The organism is Brevibacterium sp. OS20 (assembly GCF_056837565.1).
In genome coordinates this window covers 3,259,291-3,279,876 of sequence record NZ_CM166367.1, presented here as the reverse complement: position 1 = coordinate 3,279,876, position 20,586 = coordinate 3,259,291, and the positions used below count along the sequence as shown (strand labels likewise).

Here is a 20,586-nt window from a genome sequence, read left to right as displayed (position 1 = left end):
GACTGCCCTCGCCGAGGCGGGACCCGGCTCGATCGCCCGCCGAGGCGGGACCCGGCTGACTCGTGTCCGTGCCGCGTCGTAGAGTGAAGACATGAGTGAGCCCGTCGATCGTCTCCCGCAGACCCGGAAGTCCTATGACTCAGCCGTCTTCGAACACCCGGACACCGCACCCCTGGACCTTCTGCGCCAGTGGTACGACGAGGCGGCCGACCATGTCCGCGAACCGAATGCGATGACCGTCTCGACCCTGGACGAATGGGGCCCGAGCTCGCGCATCGTCCTGCTCAAAGGCCTCGACGAGCGCGGACTGCTGTTCTTCACCGACTACGACTCCGCGAAGGGCCGGCAGCTGCGGGCCGACCCCCGCATCGCCGTGAACTTCCCGTGGCAGGACATGGAACGACAGGTCCGCATCCGCGGTGTCGCCGAGGTGGCCGCCCCCGAGGACTCGGACGCCTACTTCGCCGTGCGCCCCCGTGGATCGCAGATCGGGGCGACCGTGTCGAAGCAGTCCCAGCCGGTGACCAGCCGCGAGCAGATGCAGGCCGAATACGATGCAGCGGCGGCCGAGTTCGAGGGTCAGGACGTGCCGCGGCCCGATCATTGGGGCGGATTCCGCGTGCGCGTCTTCGAGATCGAATTCTGGCAGGGTCAGCAGAACCGGTTCCACGACCGGTGGGTCTTCCGCCGCGCCGACAGCAGTCACGACGCGGCCGACCTCGATGACGCCTCGGCCTGGTCGGTCGTCCGCCTCTACCCCTGAGTCCTGCCTGCACACAAGCCCTATACATACAAAGGAGTATCCATGGCCGAGACATCAGCCACCCAGTACGGGCCCGACGCCGTCTTCGACAACCTCATCGGCGGAGCCCGGGTACCCAGCGACGACCGGTCGACGAATACGAACCCGTCGGATCCCTCCGATGTGATCGGCCGCTACGCCCGCGCGGATGCCGCCACGGTCGCCTCGGCGATCGATGCCGCCCGCGCTGCCGCCCCGGCCTGGGCGGACCTCGGTTCACAGCAGCGATTCGCGATCCTCGACAAGGCTGGCAGCCTCATCGCCGAACGCGCCGACGAACTCGGCGATCTGCTCGCCCGGGAAGAGGGCAAACAGCTCGCCGAAGCCAAGGGCGAGGTGCTGCGCGCCTCCCAGATCTTCAAGTTCTTCGCCGGCGAGACCATTCGCAACACCGGTGAGGTCGTCGACTCGGTCCGCCCCGGGCTCATCGCCGAGATGACGCACGAGCCCATCGGCGTCATCGGCATCATCACCCCGTGGAACTTCCCGATCGCCATCCCGGCCTGGAAGATCGCCCCGGCTCTGGCCTTCGGCAACACGATCGTATTCAAACCTGCCGAGCTCGTCCCCGCCAGTGCGTACGCACTGGTCGATATCCTCGCCGAGGCGGGACTGCCCGATGGGGTCCTCAACCTCGTCATGGGGCCGGGCTCCGTGGTTGGGGACGCACTGACCACCTCGGCGAAGGTCGACGCCGTGACCTTCACCGGATCCGTCGCCGTCGGACGGTCCGTCATCGCATCGGCTGCGGCCCACCAGATCAGAGTGCAGTGCGAAATGGGCGGGAAGAATCCGCTCGTCGTGCTCGGCGACGCCGACCTCGAAGCGGCCGCCGAGGCCGCGATCAACGGAGCCTTCTTCTCCACCGGCCAGCGCTGCACCGCGTCCTCCCGCCTCATCGTCACCTCCGGTGTCCACGACGAATTCGTCGCGCTGCTCAAGGAGAAGATGGCGGCGCTGACCGTTGGAGACGCCCGAGCCGAGGGCGTCGCCATCGGGCCCGTGGTCTCCAAGACCCAGCTCGACCAGGACCTCGATTACATCGCCAAGGCCCGAGCCGAAGGCGGGGAGGTCACCGGCGGTGAGCTCATCGATTCGGACACGGAGGGGTACTTCCTCGCGCCCGCACTCGTCACGGGCACGAAGCCGGGCGACACGATCAACGTCGAAGAGGTCTTCGGTCCGGTCGCCTCGGTGATCGAGGTCGCCGACTACGACGAAGCGCTGGCCGTGGCCAACGACACCGAGTTCGGACTGTCCGCGGGCATCTTCACGACCTCCCTGAAATATTCGACCCACTTCAAGCGTTACGCCGATGCCGGGATGGTCATGGTCAATGCTCCGACTGCAGGAGTGGATTATCACGTGTCCTTCGGCGGACGGAAAGGGTCGAGCTATGGTCCCCGCGAACAGGCTCGGGCGGCACGCGAGTTCTTCACAGTGCACAAGACGACCTACACGAACGCGGGCTGAGCCGGGCGGTGCGAATTCTTCCCGAGCGGGCAGATGCAGACCCCGGTCGAGCCGTCAGGCGCTGACCGAGGTCGCCTCCGGGACGGGGCGAATCCTCGAATCACGGGAATTGCTGAACGCACGATAGGATTGGGGCAGATCGCAACGGCCGCGAACGGGTTCGCCTGTGCGGGGCGGGGCAGGGTCGGAACGACCCGAAATGGTGACAACGCCTGAAACGGTCGAAACGACCTGAAGACGAAGAGTGGAGTGGCTGGTCAGAAGTGAACGACCTCATTGATACAACCGAGATGTACCTCAAATCGATCATCGAGCTCGAGGAACAGTCGATCGTGCCATTGCGCGCCCGCATCGCCGAGCGCCTGGATCACTCCGGCCCCACCGTGTCACAGACGGTGGCGCGGATGGAGCGCGACGGACTGCTCCACGTCGGCAACGACCGCCATCTCGAGCTCACTCCGGAGGGCCGACGGATCGCCACCGACGTCATGCGCAAGCACCGTCTGGCCGAGCGTCTGCTCTCCGATGTCGTCGGACTCGAATGGGAACTCGTCCACGACGAGGCCTGCCGCTGGGAGCACGTGATGAGCGAGCAGGTCGAGCGCAAGCTCGTGACGCTGCTCTCGGAGACCTCCACCGGGCCCTACGGCAACCCGATCCCCGGACTCGACGTCATCGGCGGCGAGGCCTCGAAGACCACCGACGTCATCGACCTCGCCACGGCAGTCGGCCGGGACGGTGCGAAGAAGCTGACGATCGCTTGGCTGGCCGAACCCCTGCAGGTCGATATCCACCTGCTTCAGCAGTTCCAGGTCGCCGGCGTCCTGCCGGGCAGTGACGTCGAGATCTCTCGCAACGGCGAATACATCACCGTGCAGGTGCCCGGCGCGCAGGACGTACTCGACCTTCCGGTCGAGACCGCCTCGCACGTCTTCGCCTACCGCAGCTGAGACGCCCAGAAGCCTCCGCCCGGTAGCGACGAGATTGTGTCTCGCCGGTAGCGACGAGGTTGTGTCTCGGTGACGGCAAGGCTGTGTCTCGATAACGACGAGACCGAGCAACGGTAACGAAAGAGCGGGTGCCCGAACTCCGATTCGTTACAAATCACTGTGATCTCTGACCCAGGGAGTGGATTATCCACCCCTGGGTCACGTCGTATAACGAGAAAATGTTACGAATATTTCGAGCCATTTTGAGCCTCTGACCTGGGGTTTTATGGAAAACATCACGGTTTCCCTCCGGTGGTTGTGACAAAAACGTGACAATCAGTCACCGATTGGTTACAGTTGTGGAGGTCGTTCACGCAATGACGACTGCACAGCGAGAACCGAACGCCGCGCTCGCTGTGGGATACCAAGGACCAAGAGCGGCGGTTGGCCCGGAAAGCCAATAGGTGCGAGAGGGAAAACGTGGCAACTAAGCAGCATGGCCGCCGCGCCGCCGATGCCAAGGTCAAGACTCCACTGACCGAACTCACTGAACTTCTGAACGCCAACTCAGGCGTCTTCGGCCGTCGCGCAGCAGTTGTCGCTGCCAGCGGTGGTCTGCTGACCGCCGCAGTGATGCCGGCCGCCGGCCAGGGAGCCGACGACCAGAGCAAGGTCTCCGCAGAAGCCGAGACCACCCAGAAGGTCGATTTCGAGAACCAGACCGTCACCATCGGCGACGACTCGAAGGACAAGAAGGACGACAAGAAGTCCGATTCCTTCGGTGTCGAGAGCAAGGCCATTACCGCTGAAGCTGCTCCGAAGCCCAAGCCGAAGCCCAAGCCGGTCGAAACCTCCACTCCCTCCTCCGACGAATCCGCCGGAACCTCCGACGACACCGCCAACAGCGGATCGTCCGATTCGGGCGAATCCAAGGACTCCGGCTCGGATGCCGGATCCATCGACGGATCCAAGGCCGAGCAGGTCCTCGCCTGGGCCCAGAAGGGCGTCGGAACCCCCTACGTCATGGGCGGAACCAGCCAGAGCGGCTGGGACTGCTCCGGCTACACCTCGTGGGTCTACAGCCACGTCGGCGTGAACCTGCCCCGCACCTCCGGTGCACAGAAGGGTGCAGGCCAGATCGTCTCGCAGTCCGAAGCCAAGCCCGGTGACCTCATCTGGCACCCCGGCCACGTCGGCATCTACGCCGGTGGCGGACAGATGTACGATGCCGGTTCGCCGAGCTCGGGAACCTCGAAGCGCAGCTACAGCTGGATGGGCAACGTCACCTTCATCCGCGTTCTCTGATCTTCTTTCCGATTGCTCCCCGTGAGACTCGACGGTCCTCGAGTCGCACGGGGAGCTTTCGTATGCCCGGAAACTTCGGGCGCCCGCTCGCACCTACCAGATTCGGTGAACGGAAACCGAAGTTTCCGTGACGCGAGCCGTATGAATTGGGTCACGGGCGCGCGCGGCGTTACTCTGGAGAAGATTGAGTTCCATAAATGGTGGGCGCCAAGTGGTGTCAACCGCTGATGCGAAGGAAAGCAGATGGGGCATAGTCGAATAATTCGAATAGCCGCTCCAGTCTCTGGTGCGGAGTACATATCTGTCTCCGTGCCCTCTTTCCCAGGCGTCGTGCCCATGAGCACGGCGCCTTTTGTGTTCCCTGGGGCCGGGGCAGCCGGTTTCGGCCCAGTAGAGAAGAAGATGAGGGGCGAGATATGAAGACTCTCGTGCTGAACGCCGGTTATGAACCGCTGTCGATCGTTCCGTTCACACGGGCCGTGGTGCTCGTGCTGACCGGAAAGGCGACAGTCCTGGCCGCAGAGGACATTCCGGTGAGATCCGAGCACATGAGTCTCGATCAGCCCTCCGTCATCCTGCTCACCCGCTATGTGCGCCCGCCGAGCAACCGCCGCGTCTCGCTCTCCCGTCGCGGAGTCCTGCGTCGCGACGGCCACCGCTGCGCCTATTGCTCGAAACCGGCGTACACCGTCGACCACGTCGTCCCACGGTCCCGCGGAGGAGCGAACACCTGGGAGAATCTCGTCGCGTGCTGCCGCGAATGCAACAATCGCAAGGGCAATCGCACTCTCAGCGAGATCGGCTGGAAGCTCAGCTTCCTGCCGCAGGAGCCCCGCCTGGGTCAGCTGTGGATGCGTGGGATCGACAAGCCCGTCGAGAAGTGGCGACCATTCCTCGAGTACTCCAGCGCTGCTTGACAACAGCTCCAGCGCCGCTTGAAAACGGGCCATCGTCCCAGATAGGGGACCGTGTTGTCCATATGTTGGCGCAATTCGGATAACGATGTGACATAGGTGAAGTTCTCACCGTCAATGTGCTCTAGGGTGGACGAAACAGAAGTTCGCTTCGACCCAAGGAGCTTGCGATGAGTGAGCAGGATCGCCCACAGAACCCCGACCCGGCCCCGGCCGGTGAGCCCGAAGCCGTCATCGTCGGAATCGACGGTTCGCCGCCGAGCCGCAATGCCCTGGCCTGGGCGATCCAAGAGGCACGCTCCCTGGACCGTCCGATCCGCCTCGTCGGCGCCTACACGATCCCGAGCGTGGCCGCGGCCGCCATCGACGTGTCCTATGTGCCCATCGACGACAGCTCGATCCGTGCGGCCGTGACGAACACGCTCAAGGAGGCCGCCGCCGAGGTGAAGGCCGCCGGTGTTCCCGTCGAGGCGGTCATCGAGATCGGAGACGCCGCCGGTGTGCTCATCGACGAATCGAAGACCGGCTGCCTCACCGTCGTCGGCTCCCGCGGGCGCGGCGGCTTCGCCGGTCGTCTCCTCGGCACGGTCTCGAGCGCTCTGCCGGCGCACTCCGCATGCCCGACAGTCGTCGTCCCCTCCTGCTGGGACAACCAGGCCGAGCGCCCCGCGCACCCGACCTCGTCGCGGCCGATCCGACAGGACGGCGTCGAGGTCGAAACCCACGACCCCAATGCCGAGTCGATCGAAGGTCTGCGCTTCGACGGGAAGGTCGTCGTCGGCGTCGACTCCCTCGGCGCCGAATCCCCGGCGCTGTGGAAGGCGGCCCGATTGGCTGTGCGCCGTGGCTCACCGCTGCACATCGTCGCCGTGATCACCACAACGGTCATCGGTCCCGAGTGGCTGCCGAGCACCGCCGACCTCGAACGCCTCGTCAACGAGGGCGCGGACAAACTCGTCGTCGCCAAACAGCGGCTGGCCGAAGAGTTCCCTGATCTCGACGTCACGTGGACGCTCTTCGACGGCCAGCCCGCCGAGGTGCTCGTCCGAGCCTCTGACACGGCCGAAGTGCTCGTCATCGGCTCGCGTGGCCGCGGCGGATTCGCCGGCCTCCTGCTCGGTTCGACCTCGCAGTCGGTGCTGCCGTACTCGCAGTGCCCGACGATGGTCGTCCGCGTCGCCCGCGATCACGGTCGCCGCAAGAGCAACGAGGCCCCGGCAGAGCCTGGCCTATAGACCCCGCCTGAGTCCGTGAATCCCGATCACGAGGAGCGGATCATTCAGGCCGGAAGACGATCACCGAGGCGGCCGATCGATACGATCGGCCGCCTCGGCGATAGTGGGTCTGGGCGACATCGGCAAGTGGATCTTGCTCGGACAGGTGGTTCTGGCGCCCCCGGGCAGATTCGAACTGCCGACACCCGCTTTAGGAGAGCGGTGCTCTATCCCCTGAGCTACGGGGGCCAGGTGGTCGTCCTCAACCACGATCACCCAGTGTAGCGTAGAAGAAACCTCACTGTTCCACGGTGTGCCAGCACCTATTATGGACAGTTTCTCGTTAGGGTCGAATTGTGTCGGATTCCGTTAGAGACGAACAGTTCCCAGAACTCGGAGATGTCTTCGCCGAGTGGAAGAAGCAGGCTGCCCATCTGGGCGGTCGCGACACCATGCTTCATTTCCGGGACTCCCGTGACGGAAGCATCGACCTCTCCGGCGCCCACCCCTCCGGCCTGGCACAGCTGCTGGCAGGTCGCGCCACCCGACTCTCCAGCCTCATCCGCGACCACGACATCCTCACGGACGCGCGTCGGCGTGCGAAATCCATCCGGTCGAAGGCAGAGCAGCTCGACAACGAACGCGGCATCCGCACCGCCCACCTGGCGCTCGGATTTGCTTCGTGGACGGAAAAGGACGCGAAGTTCAAGTTCAACGCCCCCGTCGTCATGCGCCACATCACGCTGGTGCCTCGTGGGTCCCGAGTCGAGGACTACGAGATCGTGCTCGACAACGAGATCACGATCAACCCCGCTCTCGTCCAGCATCTGCGCGAGGAATACGACCTCGACGTGCCCGTCGACGAATGGGTCGACGCGACCGGCGGACCGCACGGCTTCGACCCCGGCCCGGCTCTCGACCGCCTGCGCGATCTGGGGCAGAACGTGCCCGGTCTGCGGATCAACCACCGCCTGATCATCTCGACGTTCGCGAACATCGCAAACCCGTTCTCCACCGACTACCTGCCTACCCAGCATCCCGTTCTGCGGGCGCTGGCCGGTGACGAGGACGTGCGTGCCTCCCTCGGCGGGCCCTCGTATGTGCCGCAGCCGGGCGTGCTCCCGGACGAGAAGATCGCCGCCGCCGAGAAGGCCGAAGCCGAGCAGAAGCGAGCCGAAGCGAAGAGAGTCGCCGGCGTCGCCGCTGCCGCCGAGTCCGCAGACAAGGACACCGAACCCGCAGGCGGCGAGAAGTCGGCGCCTGAAGTGACCTCCGCGGACGCAGCGAAGTCAGGAGCTGAGACCAAGACTGCGGAAACGGCAGAAGGCGACCGCGCCGAGGATGCTGCTGAGTCCGCTGTTGAGTCGGCAACCAGCGGCGAGAAGACCGGTGAGAAAGCTGCGTCCGAGAAGCCTGCGGCCGAGAATGCTTCGTCCGAGGCAGCTGCCGGTGCCGCTGATGCAGCGGATGCCGATGCCGATGAGGACTACGGTCAGCCGACCGTGCCGATCACCGACGAACCACTCGATGCCGCAGAGCCGGTCACTGCCGCCGAGTCCGCCGTCGACACGACCACCGACGACGAGAAGACGTCGACCGATGCCGAAGCTGTATCGGCGACCAAGTCTGAGAAGACAGCACCCGCGGCTGAAGCCGACGGTGAAGACGTCGTACCCGCTGCGCTTCAGGAGCCGATCACCCCTCTTCCCGACCGGAAGCCGCAGGAGGAATTCCTCGTCATCGACGTCGACGGTGACCAGCAGGCCGTCGTCGACGCTGCCGTGTCCGGTCACTCCGTCGTCGTCGACACCCCGCCCGGAACCGGTGCCACCCAGGTTGCCGTCGCCGTGGCCACCACACTGGCACACACCGGCAAGAGCGTCCTCTTCCTCGCGCAGACCTCCGATGCGCTCGACGATTTCTCTGCTCGCCTCGGCGAGGTCGGACTCTCCGACTTCGCGGTCGACACCCGCGCTGGTTCGGAAGACATCCGCAAACAGCTCATCGGTCTCATCGCCTCGGCAGAGAAGTCCGAACGCCCGGACCTGTCTCAACTGCTGACCGAACTCAACGAACAGCGGGCGACCCTGGCCGACCACGTCTCCTCCCTGCACCGCAGGCGCAAGCCGTGGGACGTCTCCGTCTACGAAACCATGCAGCACCTCGCCGAACTGACCTCCGGTGATGACTCCCCGCAGACACCGGTGCGCTTCGATGACGATATCCTCGGCGCCAGCGACGACCGCCGGAACATCCTGCGCGGCAAACTCGGTGAACTCGCCGGACTGGGTGCTTTCACCCTCGATGTCGAAGACACCGTCTGGTTCGGAGCCGATCTCAAATCCGTCGAAGAGGCCGAAGCCGCACGCACCGTGGCCGAACGCATCGGTCGGACGATCCCCGACCTCGTCGCTGCCGCCGAACCGGTGCTGCAGAAGGCGAAACTCAATCCGCGCCGCAATGTCGATGACTGGTCCCGCGCCGTCCGCGTGCTCCTGCGCGTGCGCAAGACGCTCGACAACTTCGCACCTGACATCTACGACCACCGCCTCGATGACCTCATCGCCGCCACTGGCACACCCGAATACCGGGCCGATGTCGGCGTCGAGATGGGCATGATGCAGCGCCGTCGGCTGAAGAAGTCGGCCGCGGAGTTCCTCCGGCCCGGCGCCGAGGTGGCTGACCTCCACGAGGCACTCATCGACGTCCGCGCCCAGCGGGTCATCCTTTCGGACCTCGCCGGACATGACGGCCGCCCGCAGATCCCGCGCGGCGTCCTCGAAGCCGACGAGATCCTCCAGAGCGTCGAAGCCGATATGGCCAAGCTCGCCCCGATCCTCGAGACGACGCCGGACGGCGGGGACCTCGGATCGATGCTCATCGAGGAACTTCAGGCACGTGCCGAAGCGATGGGCAGCGATTCGGAGAACCTCGCCGATCTGCCCGAACGGTCCCGCCTGCAGCGTGAACTCGACGGCGAGGGCCTCGGCGATCTCATGGCCGATCTGCGCAGGCGCAAGGTCGACGAGTCACTCGTCGGCCCCGAGTTCGACCTCGCATATTGGGCCTCCGTACTGCAGACCATGGCCGGTGAAGATCCTGCGATCGGCCGCCACGACGGTGCAGCTCTCCACCAGGTGGCCGAAGGCTTCCGCGAGAACGACCGCGCATTCGTCGCCGCCGGTGCCTCCCGACTGCGCTACAACCATGCGCAGGCATGGAAGCGCGGAATCGAATCCGACCCGATCGCCGCCGGAGTCATCAAACAGGAGTTGCTGTCGAAGCACACCTCGACGAAGCGGATCTCCACGCAGGCACCCGAACTGCTGACGACTCTGGCCCCGGTGTGGATGGGCAGCCCGTACACGGTGCCCGAACTCTTCTCCGCTCTGCCTCTCTTCGATGCGGTCGTCATCGCCGATGCCGGACGGCTCTCGGTCGCCGATGTCGTCCCCGGAATCACCCGAGCCCGTCAGGTCATCTCCCTCGGAGACTCCCGCCTGCTCGGACCGCGCCCGTTCTCGATCGCGGTCGATCGCTTCGGCATGGACGACGGGAAACATCCCCGCTCGGTGCAGGACCGCCTCGGCGAGTTCCTGCCGCGGATGCGACTGTCGAACTCCTACCGCTTGTCCCCGGTCGGGCTCATCGACCTGGCCAACCGGCACTTCTACGATTCGACGATTTCGACGCTGCCGACCGCGCATACCGGTGAGGGCAGCGGCCTCGAATTCTCCTATGTCGCCGACGGCAGGGGCCCCACGGACATCGGGACCGGTCGGGTCGAGAGCCCCGACGCCGAGGTCAAACGCGTCGTCGATCTGGTGCTCAAGCACGCGCGGAATCGGTCGCGGGAGTCATTGGCCGTCGTCGCGCTCACCCCGCATCATGCGCAGCGAGTGGCGACGGCGATCTCGCGGGCGATGAAGGATCTGCCGTATGTGGCGGCGTTCTTCAACGATTCTTCGAAGGAACCATTCGTCGTCACCGACGCCGAACGCGTCCAGGGCATGTCGCGCGATGCCGTGATCTTCACCCTCGGCTATGGCCGCACCGTCCACGGTCGCGTCATCCACGACTTCGGTCCGCTCTCCGGGCCGGACGGTCGTCGCATCCTCGCGGCCACGATGACGCGGGCCCGTAAGCGGCTGACCCTGGTCTCGAGCATCGAGGCCGAGGACTTCGATCGCAGCAAACTCAACGGGGGAGCGGTCATGCTCCCGCAGCTGCTCGAGGAGGTCGCGACCGGCGGCGTCCACCAGCCCGGACCGCACGGCGAGATCTACGATCCGCTGTTCAATGACATCGCCGACCGGCTGCTGCAGCTCGGCGTCGTCGCTCACGAGCACTACAACGGCATCGACCTGGCCGTGGCGAACTCCACCGAGGACGAGCACGGAATGATCATCGCCGTCGCCGGTGACGGACCCGAATACGCGTCGATGCGCAGCCTGCGCCAGCGGGACCGGGTGCTGCCTGAACAGCTGAGCCGCCGAGGCTGGAAGTTCATGCGCGTGTGGTCGACCGATGCGTTCGTCGACCCGCAGACCGAGACCGAGAAGATCTTCGAGACCTGGCGTGCCACCGTGGAGACGATGAGCCCGCAGGCCGTTCTCAATGCGGCGCGTGCCGCCTCGGTGGTCGTCGGCCGCACCGGCAGCCGACCGAAGCTCGTGCCCGGTCTGCCGATGCACAAGTACTCCGCCGAAGGCCTCGATCAGATGATCGACTGGATCCAGTCGGATGCGGTCGTGCGCGGCGACGGTGAGATCAAGGATCTGCTGCGCACCGCGCTGGCGCAGAAGGGCAACTCGAGCCGCGGCGATTCCCAATTGCAGGCCGCCGTGGACCGCTACCGCGAACGCCATGCGCAGGCGAAGAAAGTCACGGGCGCTGAGGTGTTCATCCCACGGTCGAACTCGGCCGGCCCTGTCGAAAACGACATCTTGCCGACCTTCGACACCGGTAAGATCCGTGCCGATGAGCTCCGCTCCGCCGGCCTCGTGCAGACCGCAAGCAATGACCAGGTCCCCGAGGCGGCCGACGAGTCCGCCCACGCTGATTCGGTTGATGCGAAGTCTGACAGTGCCGGTGAGGACAGTGCACGTTCGTCCGCGGAGGCAACTGCCACGCACGACGCTGGGGCCGCCAGCGCGGCTGGGGCCGAGTCCGCAGACTCGGATTCGGCCGACGAGGATTCGACCGCCGCTGACTTTGGCGGGTCGGATTCGGCCGAGGCGGAGTCGGGGGAGTCGGAGTCGGCTGAATCCGGGACGGACGGGACCGCCTCGGCGAAGTCGGGGTCGAAGAACGACGATGCCTGACCGGCCCGCCGGCGCCGAGGATGCTGATTGCGATCGAGAAACTGGCGGCAGCGACCGAGAAGCAGTCGATCCCAGAGTCAGCGGGTCGAGCACTGAACTGGACGAGCCACTGCACGGCGACGGCGAGTCCGGCGCTGAGCCGGCGCAGCCGTCACATGGCGACGGGGATACCGAAACTGATGAGTCTCGGAGGGCCCGGATCGAAGCGGCGAAGCGCCGATATCGAGCGACTCTGCGCAATGAAGCCGACTCCGGTGGCGGCGGCTTCAGCGAGGACTACTACCGTTCGCAGAAGCCCCCACACTGGTCATAGCTCCTGTTCCGTCTAGTGGCTTCGATCTGTCCGGACGTCGAACCCGCCCTATCCGGTTGGTCAATTGCGCCCGATCGGTCTCAGAAAGGCTGATAGGTTTCAAGCGGGCTGGAGAGGTTTCACACATGAAGAAGGCCCGCTCTCGGATGAGAGCGGGCCTTCTTCGCGATCGGCTGGTGATCAGTGCCGCGGAGGCTGGTTCGGATCGATCGGACCGTCGGTAGCGGGACCCTCGGCAGGTCCGGCAGGCGAGGCAACCTGGTTGCGCAGGATCTCGCGGATGTCGCCGAGCAGATCCTCGGTGGTCGGAGGAACTTCTTCTTCGGGAGCTCCGCGCTTGCGCAGCTCGTTGAGCTTGTTCATCGGCACGATGATGATGAAGTAGACGATGGCGGCCACGATGAGGAAGTTGATGGCCGCAGTGATGACCGCACCGATATCAAGGGTGGCCTCGGGCACGCCTTCCTTGAGCGGGATCTGCAGGGCCGGTCCCTCAGCACCACCGACAGCGGCGATGAGCGGGTTGATGATCTTGTCGGAGAAGGCGGTGACGATGGCGGTGAAAGCGCCGCCGATGATGACCGCTGTTGCGAGTTCGACGACATTCCCCTGGAGAATGAAGTCTCTGAATCCCTTAAGCATTAGAGAAACCCTTTCGGTGTGTGTTCACTGAAATGCTGTTATCGAATAGCTCAATTACGTTCCAATAGTACACATGGGTAACTCATTGTCAGCAGAAATGTTCTGCGAGTCTGATCATCGTATTGACGCTTCGGGTAATCGCTGTGATGCTCCGGGCAATCGGTTTGCAGTGATGAGCGTCGGTCGGGTGAACGCAGACGTCTCCGACTACCGCAGATCAGCAGGGCGAACGGCCCGGCGATGACATGGTTCAGCGAGGGAGGATCGCAAAGCTGATGGGGAGTCCGGCGAACTCGGCGACACGCCCGGCATCATCGGCGGAGAGGATCACGGAAACAAGTTGTCCTGACTCCGCGGCTATTCCTTCGGGTTTGTCGACGAGGCGGGCGATCGTCACTTTCTCGACGACGACTTCCGACCCGCCGTCGGGCAGGGACGAGAAGAGTCGGATCTTCTGCCCCGGCTGGAGCAGTGCCGCCGAGGCGTCATCGGCCAGACGGATCGGCATGAGCAGATCGCGACTGCCTTTCGGCAGCGCCTGCTGATCGAGAACGATCGACGAGGTCAGAGGTGATCCCTTCGACAACCCCGCCGAGGTTGCCCGTCCCTTCACCTCTTCAACGGACCTGAATGCCTTGTCGGGGACGAGGTCGGAAGGGAACTGAGTGAGAGTGAGGTCCTGGGCCTTGAGCTCGGTTCCGGGCGCCAGGTCCGACTTCGCGACGACGATCGCCGTTCCTGCGCTGCTCGGTGTGAGCGTCCAGACGGCAAGAGCGCAGGCGCACGCGAGGCAGACGGCGGCGAGGATGCGCTGCGGCCGAATGTGAGACGGCCGTGACCAGCCAGATGACGTGGACCGGATGCGGTGGAAGATGCCCATGCGCCGAGTCTGCGGCGGTGCGCGGCCCGCGGCAAGGGTACGGAACTTGCCTGTGGACAGTTCGTGCCGTCCACAGGCGATCGGTGTCTGAGTGACGAGAGGCGGTTCGTCGCGGCATTCGGTCGGCTAGCGGCTGGGAAGGTGCGCCGGCGACCGGCGTTGTTCAGCTTGCGGCTGGGGTGCTCGCTGCCGAGGAGCTGCTCGATGACGAAGTCGACGTGCTGGAGGATTCCTTCGACGACGAGCTCGAGGACTCCTTCGAGGAGGAGTCTGAACTCGAGGAGCTGACGGTGCTCGACTTGCTCGAGCGGGAGTCAGTGGCGTAGAAGCCGGATCCCTTGAAGCTGATGCCCACGGCGCCGAAGACCTTCTTCAGGCGGCCCTGGCATTCCGGGCAGACGGTGAGCGAGTCATCGCTGAAGTCCTGATGAATATCAAAGGCGTGACCACAGCTCTTGCAGGCGTAGGAGTAGACGGGCATTCGAGACCTTTCTTCGACGACAAGATTATAGTGCACGTCGGAACCTCCCCGGAGCACCGGTCCGGGATATGCACAAGGTTATCCACATATCAACACGCGCGAGTGGGTGCTGATTCCCGACGGTCAGGCCGTGAAGATGTGAGTTCCGTCGTCGGTGACGGCCTCCGGGATGCGCAGGTCCCAGACTTCTGCGGCGAGACCCTTGAGGTTGAGCTCGTAGGCGAAGCACACCCCGACAACGCGGGGACCCGAGCCAGGAGCTGCCGAACCAGAAGCTGCCAAACCATTGCGTTCCGAACCAGGGGGCTCGGAACCAGGGGGCTCGGAACCAGGACGTCCCGATCCGAAAACGCCCGACCCGAGAGGCTCGGCCCCGTGCGGGCCGAAGGTCCTGTCGTAGAAGCCGCCTCCGTTTCCCAGCCGAGCACCATCGGCGCCGAAGCCCAGGGCGGGGACGAAGACGAAGTCGAGGCCGATCGTGGGGGAGAGCAGCTGGGCGGCGGTGAGCAGCTCACCATCCCGGGCCGGTTCGCGGATTCCCCATCGGCCCTGCGGTCTCAGGCTGGCCATTGAACCAGTGACCTGGCCGAACATCAAAGGTTCGCCCACCTTGGTGACGACGGGTAGGTAGACGGTGCCGCCGGATGCGAGAAACTGATCGAGTGCCGGGTCGAGGTCCGGCTCTCCGGGCAGCGCCGCATAGGCAAGAAGGGAACGAACCGGTGTTTCTCGGATGAGGTCCCACGCAGCGGCCGCCACCGTCCCCGCAGCCGCCGTGGTCCCCGGAGTCGCCTCGATGAGGGAGCGGTCTGCGCGAGCTGCGCGGATGCGGGACCGCAGCTGCGCCTTCGAAGTTTGTGAGTCCACGCATTTCAGACTAACCGGGGTTGGCGGATTCGTTAAGATGACTTCATGAGTGATGAAGTGCAGCGCACCGTTCGCAAGGCCGTGATCCCCGTCGCCGGTCTCGGAACTCGGTTCCTCCCCGCCACGAAAGCCACCCCCAAAGAGATGCTCCCGGTCGTCGATAAGCCGGCGATCCAGTACGTCATCGAGGAAGCCGTCGATGCCGGTCTGCAGGACGTTCTCATGATCACCGGTCGGAACAAGCGGCCGCTGGAGGATCATTTCGACCGGGTTGACGGGCTCGAGGCAGCGCTCGCGCAGAAGGGCGACGACAAGAAGCTCGCCGCGGTGCGCCATCCCTCGGAACTCGCTGATATCCACTATGTGCGCCAGGGCGACCCCAAGGGACTCGGCCATGCCGTGCTCAAGGGGCGTCAGCATGTGGGCAATGAGCCGTTCGCGGTCCTCCTCGGTGATGACCTCATCGATGAGCGCAGCCCGATCCTGCCGAAGATGATCGAGGTCGCGGAGAAGACCGGCGGCAGTGTCGTCGCCCTCATGGAAGTTCCGCCCGAGGCGATCCACCTCTACGGCTGTGCCGCCGTCGAGTCCACTGCTGACGACGAGGTCGTCAAGGTCACCGACCTCGTCGAGAAGCCCGCCACCGAGGATGCTCCGTCGAACCTCGCCATCATCGGCCGCTACGTGCTGGCGCCGGAGATCTTCGATGTCCTCGAGACGACGAAGCCGGGACGCGGCAACGAAATCCAGCTCACCGATGCCCTGCAGGAGCTCGCCGGAGACGACGAGGGCCACGGCGTCTACGGAGTCGTGTTCAAGGGCGCCCGCTACGACACGGGAGACAAGCTCGACTACCTCAAGGCCGTTGTGCAGATCGCGTGCGACCGGGAAGACCTCGGCGACGATCTCAAAGCGTGGCTGCGCGAGTTCGTGCCGACGCTGGACTGAGCGCCGACACAGGACCGAGCCGACCGTCCTGGTTCAGCCCACCCGGGCAGACCGACCTTGATCCCGAGAGCGAGGGCAGCCGCGTGTGGCCTGTCATCCTGACTGATCGACAGTCCGATATCGTGCTGCGACCGCTGCGCCGCCGCGACGAAGAGGCCTGGCGAGAAGTCCGCCGATTCAACCGCGACTGGCTGCGCCCGTGGGACGCGACCCTGCCTGCGCCGGGCCAGGAGCTGCCGGGGTTCCGCACGATGGTGCGGATGCAGGACAAACAGGCCAAACGCGGGCAGACCGTGCCGTTCGCCATCGAGGTCGACGGGAACTTCCGCGGACAGATCACCGTATCGGGACTGAGCTGGGGTTCGATTCTGTCCGGGCAGATCGGTTACTGGATCGACTCGCGCGTGGCCGGTCGCGGTATCACCCCGGTCGCCGTGGCGATGGCCGCCGACCACTGCTTCTTCGCCCTCGGACTCCACCGCATCGAGATCAACATCCGCCCGGAGAACACCGCGAGCTTGCGCGTGGTCGAGAAGCTGGGTCTGCGCGATGAGGGGCTGCGCGAGAAGTACATGCACATCGATGGGCAGTGGTGCGACCACCGCACCTTCGCCCTCCTCGCCGAGGAGGTCCCTCAGGGTCTGCTGGCCGCATACAGGCACGGCACCGGCGGGTGGTAGGCGCGAACCGGGGACGTCCAGCCGCCGCCTGGGAATTCGGTGAACTTCGCCCCAGTTTGACCGACACACCTCGCGTCTTCACGACTTCCCTGATGCCTGCAACTTAGGGTGGCATTGTGGACACCAGCATCATCGTCGTCATCGCCATCGTCGTGGTCTTCGCCGTTGCTGTGCCCGCAATGATTCGGAAGTCCGCGACGGATCTCTCGCGCGTCGAAATCGACACGGTTCCGGACAATGCGGCCGTCGTCTCCGCCGAGACAGCCATCCCCGGGCACGACCATTCGGAGCGCATCCAGGTCTTCCACGACAAACCTCGGAAGGTGCCGTCGGTTCCGACCCCGGACGTCTCACAGGAAGTCGAGGCCCCGAAGCTGAGTCTCTCGGCCTCCACTCCCGAGCTCGCCGTCATCGACGGTCACGCCGAAGCACACACCATCACCGAGGCTGCCGAGCACGCCCAGCTCAACGTCCTTCCCGTTGCGGTCGGTGAAACTTACTCTTCCCTGTCCGCCGACCATGCGGCCGTCGGTCGCGGTGTTGTCGTTTCCAGCGTAGGCGTCGGCACTGACACAGGTGTTCGTGCAGGCGCTGCCACTGACAATGTGCGACTGCTCCACCCCGCGGTCCATGCCGTCTTCAACGACAGCGGCCGCTCCGTCGGGCCGTCGGACAGACAGGGCCGTTCGCCACGGGCCCATCCGCCGCACTCGACCGGCGCGGGGCACAAGGCGTCGACGAGCCGGATGGCTTCGGCCGGCGCCGGTCCAGCTCCTCACGGAGGCGGACCACGTGAAGGCCGGTCCCGGACGGGACGCGGCGGCCACCTCGGCGAGGGGATGGCCGGCACAGATGGACAGAACCGACAGATTTCCAATCCGACCATCGGAACCGATGAGGAACATGCGATGACCGAGCAAGCCACGACCCTGCGGGAGTCACTGAAGTCGCTGAACACTATGGTCAGGGGCTTCTCCCTGGTCTTCCTCGCCTCGGTTCTCGGCATCCTTGTGTCAAGTGTGCTCGCGGCCTTCTCGGTCGTGCACATCGCCTTGGCCGGTGTCTTCCTCGGGCTCGCGGTCGTCACTCTCTTCCTCGTGCGCACGCTCAATCTGCGCAAGCGCGAGACGAAGAAGAAGCTGCGACGTCTGCAGGAGACCGCACGGTCACGGTCAGCGGGCCAGCCGAAGCGTGCCGCTGAGCCGGAGCACGCCGCCAAGGTCGAGCGTGCCGCCGAGCCGAAATCGGCCGAACCGTCGACTGCCACGGCACGACAGACTGCCACAGCCAGGACGACTGATGCTCAGCCTGTAGCTGGATCGCAGCCAGCTCGCACGGGCGCGAAGTCCGCGAAGTCGCAGACCGTTCCGGTCAAGCAGCAGCCTCGCACGGCCCCGGCATCGACCTCGAGCGGAACCGCTGCCCGGATCGCCGCGGCCGCCCAGGGCACAAGCGCGGCGGCGAAGGCCGCGCAGGCTCGCGCTGCGATGAACCGCTCCGCCGCGGCGAAGAAGTCCCGCGAAGAGGCCGACACCGGAGAGATCCCGCTCGTGCGCATCCGCAAGGAAGCCGCCGAGGGCCACACCACGCGCCAGGTCCTCCTCACCGGACCGATCCCGGTCGTGAAGGAGAACGCCACCGCAGACGGTGACGCGACTTCCGCCGAGGTGGCCGCCGGCTCGGAGGCCGCCTCGACGTCGGGCACCGTCGTCACCGCGGAATCAACGTCGACGGCAGAGCCGAAGGCGACGGGTACCAACATCGACCGCGAGAACGATGCCGACGCCGCCTCGGCGACGTCTGCAGAAAAGGCTCGGACCGAGTCCACCAAGACCCCGGTCTCGCTCGGAGCCGACCTCCTCACTGAGACCGAAACCGTCGCAGATGCGGCCGGTCGAAAGGAAGTCGATGCGGATGTGCACGCTGCACTTGATGCGGCGGCTCGCACGGTCGATGACCCGTTCATGCAACGCCTGAAATCGCGCGACGGCTGGTCGCCGACTCCGCTGCCGGTGCCCAGCTATGTCGACGCACCCGAAGCCGAGCATCCGGTGCCCTCGGCATCGGCGGCCGATGCCAGCTCGTACGAAACCGAGGCCCGCAGCCGTGAAGATATCGCGGCTCAGTTCGCCGAAGAGCTCGGCTACCGGCCGGAACTCAGCGACTCCGCCCGCGAGGAAGGACCCCTTGGCCACGGGCGCAAGGCGATCCGGACGACGAAGGCCGCCGACCTCGGTGCAGTCAACGACGTTCTCGCTCGCCGGCGCGCGTGAAGCCCCGAAGTCGCTGAAGCGAGGTCCGCACGGATTTCGCGATGCCGACGCAGAAGCCCCGCCAATCGGCGGGGCTTCTGCATGCCAGGGTTACGGTGTCCACGAGGGTGAGTCACTGGCAGCCAGCTTCACGACAGATAGCACCCGTTCTAAAGCGTGCTGTCTGCCGTGGAGGGTGCCGCCAGCGATCAGGCGCTGAAGACCGACCAGCAGATCGCATCGCGGCGTGCCTGATCTTCCAGCACGAGTTCGCGGACTTCATTCGGCAGCCGGTCACGCTGCCAGTCGCGTTCGGCACGACCGGCCCCAAGGTCCTTCCCCGATGTCCCTCGGACCGCTTTGATCGCGTAGGCCGCCGCCCCCAGATCGTGTTCGGCGACGTGTCCGACACAGGCCGACTGCCCCGCCGCATAAGCGGCGAACCGGGGTGGCCCACGCAAGGGTCGTGCCGCACCCATGGCATGACCGCCGAGAGCGCGAGCCTCCATCATCGGCATTTCACCAGCTGCCCACGCCCGGGCGGCGGCAATGGCTTCGCGAGGTCGCTCATCCTCGGGGCAGACGGCTTCGAAGAACGGCAGGACGTGTTCGGCGCAGTCGGCGGCCCACAGCGCGAGAAGACGGTGGTCGGCATCGGTGAGGGAGCCGCCTCGGCGAATCGTGATCATCCGAGGATCTCGGACCTCCGGCAGGATCACGGATGAACCCGGACGACCACCCTTGCGGCGGGGCAGCTGTTCGTCATTGGGAGCGCCCGCCGAAGTCCTCAGCGATCGACGCCGCGACGGCCTGTAGGCGTGGGACGACGTCGTCCTCGATCGAGAGTCCACGCAGATGGGACGTGTGCAATGAGACATTGAGCGCGGCCAAGGTGGTATCGCCTCGGCGGACGGGCACGGCCAATCCTCGCAGCCCCTCGTCGAGCTCCTGCGATACGAGGCACCATCCCTGTTCGCGGATGCGCTCGAGCTCCCTGCCGAGCTCCTCCCTGGACGACACTGTCCTGTCGGTGAATGTGGAGATCTCGGTGCGGTCGAGGAAAGCCTGCCGATCCCTCGGCGGCAGCTCGGAAACGAGGATCCGGCCCATCGACGTCGCCCAGGCGGGCAGTCGATTGCCGAGATTGACGGTGACGGTGTGCAGCCGCGGAGCAGTGGCGCGGGCGATGTAGACGATATCGTCCTCATCGAGGATGCTCAGCGTCGCGGATTCGTCGAGATCGTTCGCGAGCCGGTTGAGATGGGGCTGAGCGACCTTCGGAAGGTCGAGCCCGGCGAGGAACCCTGCACCGATGTCGAGCACGCGCGGGGTGAGCGAGAACTGGGTGCCGTCACTGCTGAGATACCCGAGATCGACGAGCGTGAGAAGGAACCTGCGGGCAGCAGCCCGAGTCAGACTCGTCGCCTCGGCAACCTGAGTGACCGTCAGTCGCGGATCGTCAGAAGTGAACGCCAACAGCACCGACAGCGTCTTTTCGGCAGACTTCACGAAATGGTCGCCGGTCGACGCATCTGCTCCTGAATTCTTCTCTGACTTCACCG

Annotated in this window: 16 protein-coding genes and 1 tRNA gene; 10 read left to right on the top strand and 7 right to left on the bottom strand. The window is 65.4% G+C overall.

Translation table 11 applies throughout. From position 1 onward, the window contains the following. Positions 1–91: 91 nt before the first annotated feature. The 6 genes from pdxH (at position 92) to ACVZTU_RS14665 (ending at position 6,658) form a co-directional block, all read left to right on the top strand. The gene (gene pdxH / locus ACVZTU_RS14690; protein ID WP_139468168.1) at positions 92–763 is read left to right on the top strand and encodes a pyridoxamine 5'-phosphate oxidase; all 672 of its coding nucleotides are present in this window, start codon (positions 92–94) and stop codon (positions 761–763) included. Positions 764–805: 42 nt separating this feature from the next. Continuing rightward, positions 806–2,275 carry an aldehyde dehydrogenase family protein gene (locus tag ACVZTU_RS14685; protein WP_482400716.1) on the top strand — a complete coding sequence of 490 codons (1,470 nt, stop codon included), beginning with the start codon at positions 806–808 and terminating at the stop codon, positions 2,273–2,275. A gap of 263 nt (positions 2,276–2,538) precedes the next feature. Beyond that, positions 2,539–3,225, top strand: coding sequence for an iron-dependent transcriptional repressor DtxR (locus ACVZTU_RS14680; protein WP_139908932.1), 687 nt, complete (start codon positions 2,539–2,541; stop codon positions 3,223–3,225). A gap of 459 nt (positions 3,226–3,684) precedes the next feature. Further along, positions 3,685–4,509 carry a C40 family peptidase gene (locus tag ACVZTU_RS14675; protein WP_139468171.1) on the top strand — a complete coding sequence of 275 codons (825 nt, stop codon included), beginning with the start codon at positions 3,685–3,687 and terminating at the stop codon, positions 4,507–4,509. A 416-nt stretch (positions 4,510–4,925) separates the two neighbouring features. Next, a complete protein-coding gene (locus tag ACVZTU_RS14670; protein ID WP_139468172.1) occupies positions 4,926–5,426 on the top strand; it encodes an HNH endonuclease in 501 nt (166 codons plus the stop codon). A 167-nt stretch (positions 5,427–5,593) separates the two neighbouring features. Beyond that, positions 5,594–6,658, top strand: a complete 1,065-nt coding sequence (locus ACVZTU_RS14665) for a universal stress protein (protein WP_139468173.1) — start codon at positions 5,594–5,596, stop codon at positions 6,656–6,658. 152 nt (positions 6,659–6,810) lie between these two features. Here ACVZTU_RS14665 and ACVZTU_RS14660 read toward each other — a convergent pair. Further along, a tRNA-Arg gene (locus ACVZTU_RS14660) sits at positions 6,811–6,886 on the bottom strand. 107 nt (positions 6,887–6,993) lie between these two features. Here ACVZTU_RS14660 and ACVZTU_RS14655 point away from each other — a divergent pair. Then, positions 6,994–11,961 (top strand): DUF4011 domain-containing protein, encoded by a 4,968-nt coding sequence (locus tag ACVZTU_RS14655; RefSeq protein ID WP_482400715.1) that lies wholly within the window; start codon positions 6,994–6,996, stop codon positions 11,959–11,961. 493 nt (positions 11,962–12,454) lie between these two features. On the opposite strand, the gene mscL is transcribed toward ACVZTU_RS14655, so the two are convergent. From mscL to ACVZTU_RS14635, 4 genes are all read right to left on the bottom strand, one after another. After that, positions 12,455–12,916, bottom strand: a complete 462-nt coding sequence (gene mscL / locus ACVZTU_RS14650; protein ID WP_062862383.1) for a large conductance mechanosensitive channel protein MscL — start codon at positions 12,914–12,916, stop codon at positions 12,455–12,457. A gap of 250 nt (positions 12,917–13,166) precedes the next feature. Continuing rightward, on the bottom strand, positions 13,167–13,796 hold the full coding sequence (locus tag ACVZTU_RS14645; protein ID WP_482400714.1) for an SAF domain-containing protein: 630 nt from the start codon (positions 13,794–13,796) through the stop codon (positions 13,167–13,169). 163 nt (positions 13,797–13,959) lie between these two features. Beyond that, entirely contained in the window at positions 13,960–14,277 is a 318-nt protein-coding gene (locus tag ACVZTU_RS14640; RefSeq protein ID WP_139468176.1) for an FmdB family zinc ribbon protein, read from the bottom strand. Positions 14,278–14,400: 123 nt separating this feature from the next. Next, complete coding sequence (locus ACVZTU_RS14635; protein ID WP_482400713.1) at positions 14,401–15,144, bottom strand: 5-formyltetrahydrofolate cyclo-ligase; 744 nt, start codon at positions 15,142–15,144, stop codon at positions 14,401–14,403. Positions 15,145–15,189: 45 nt separating this feature from the next. On the opposite strand from ACVZTU_RS14635, the gene galU reads away from it, so the two are divergent. From galU to ACVZTU_RS14620, 3 genes are all read left to right on the top strand, one after another. After that, positions 15,190–16,092 carry a UTP--glucose-1-phosphate uridylyltransferase GalU gene (galU, locus tag ACVZTU_RS14630; protein ID WP_139468177.1) on the top strand — a complete coding sequence of 301 codons (903 nt, stop codon included), beginning with the start codon at positions 15,190–15,192 and terminating at the stop codon, positions 16,090–16,092. Between the two features lie 83 nt (positions 16,093–16,175). Next, entirely contained in the window at positions 16,176–16,772 is a 597-nt protein-coding gene (locus ACVZTU_RS14625; RefSeq protein ID WP_139468299.1) for a GNAT family N-acetyltransferase, read from the top strand. Positions 16,773–16,888: 116 nt separating this feature from the next. Next, the gene (locus ACVZTU_RS14620) at positions 16,889–19,045 is read left to right on the top strand and encodes a hypothetical protein (RefSeq protein WP_482400712.1); all 2,157 of its coding nucleotides are present in this window, start codon (positions 16,889–16,891) and stop codon (positions 19,043–19,045) included. Positions 19,046–19,233: 188 nt separating this feature from the next. On the opposite strand, the gene ACVZTU_RS14615 is transcribed toward ACVZTU_RS14620, so the two are convergent. Together ACVZTU_RS14615 and ACVZTU_RS14610 are read right to left on the bottom strand one after the other, a co-directional pair. Next, positions 19,234–19,713, bottom strand: a complete 480-nt coding sequence (locus ACVZTU_RS14615; RefSeq protein WP_482400711.1) for a putative immunity protein — start codon at positions 19,711–19,713, stop codon at positions 19,234–19,236. A 73-nt stretch (positions 19,714–19,786) separates the two neighbouring features. Then, positions 19,787–20,584 carry an IclR family transcriptional regulator domain-containing protein gene (locus ACVZTU_RS14610; RefSeq protein ID WP_482400710.1) on the bottom strand — a complete coding sequence of 266 codons (798 nt, stop codon included), beginning with the start codon at positions 20,582–20,584 and terminating at the stop codon, positions 19,787–19,789. Positions 20,585–20,586 lie beyond the last annotated feature (2 nt).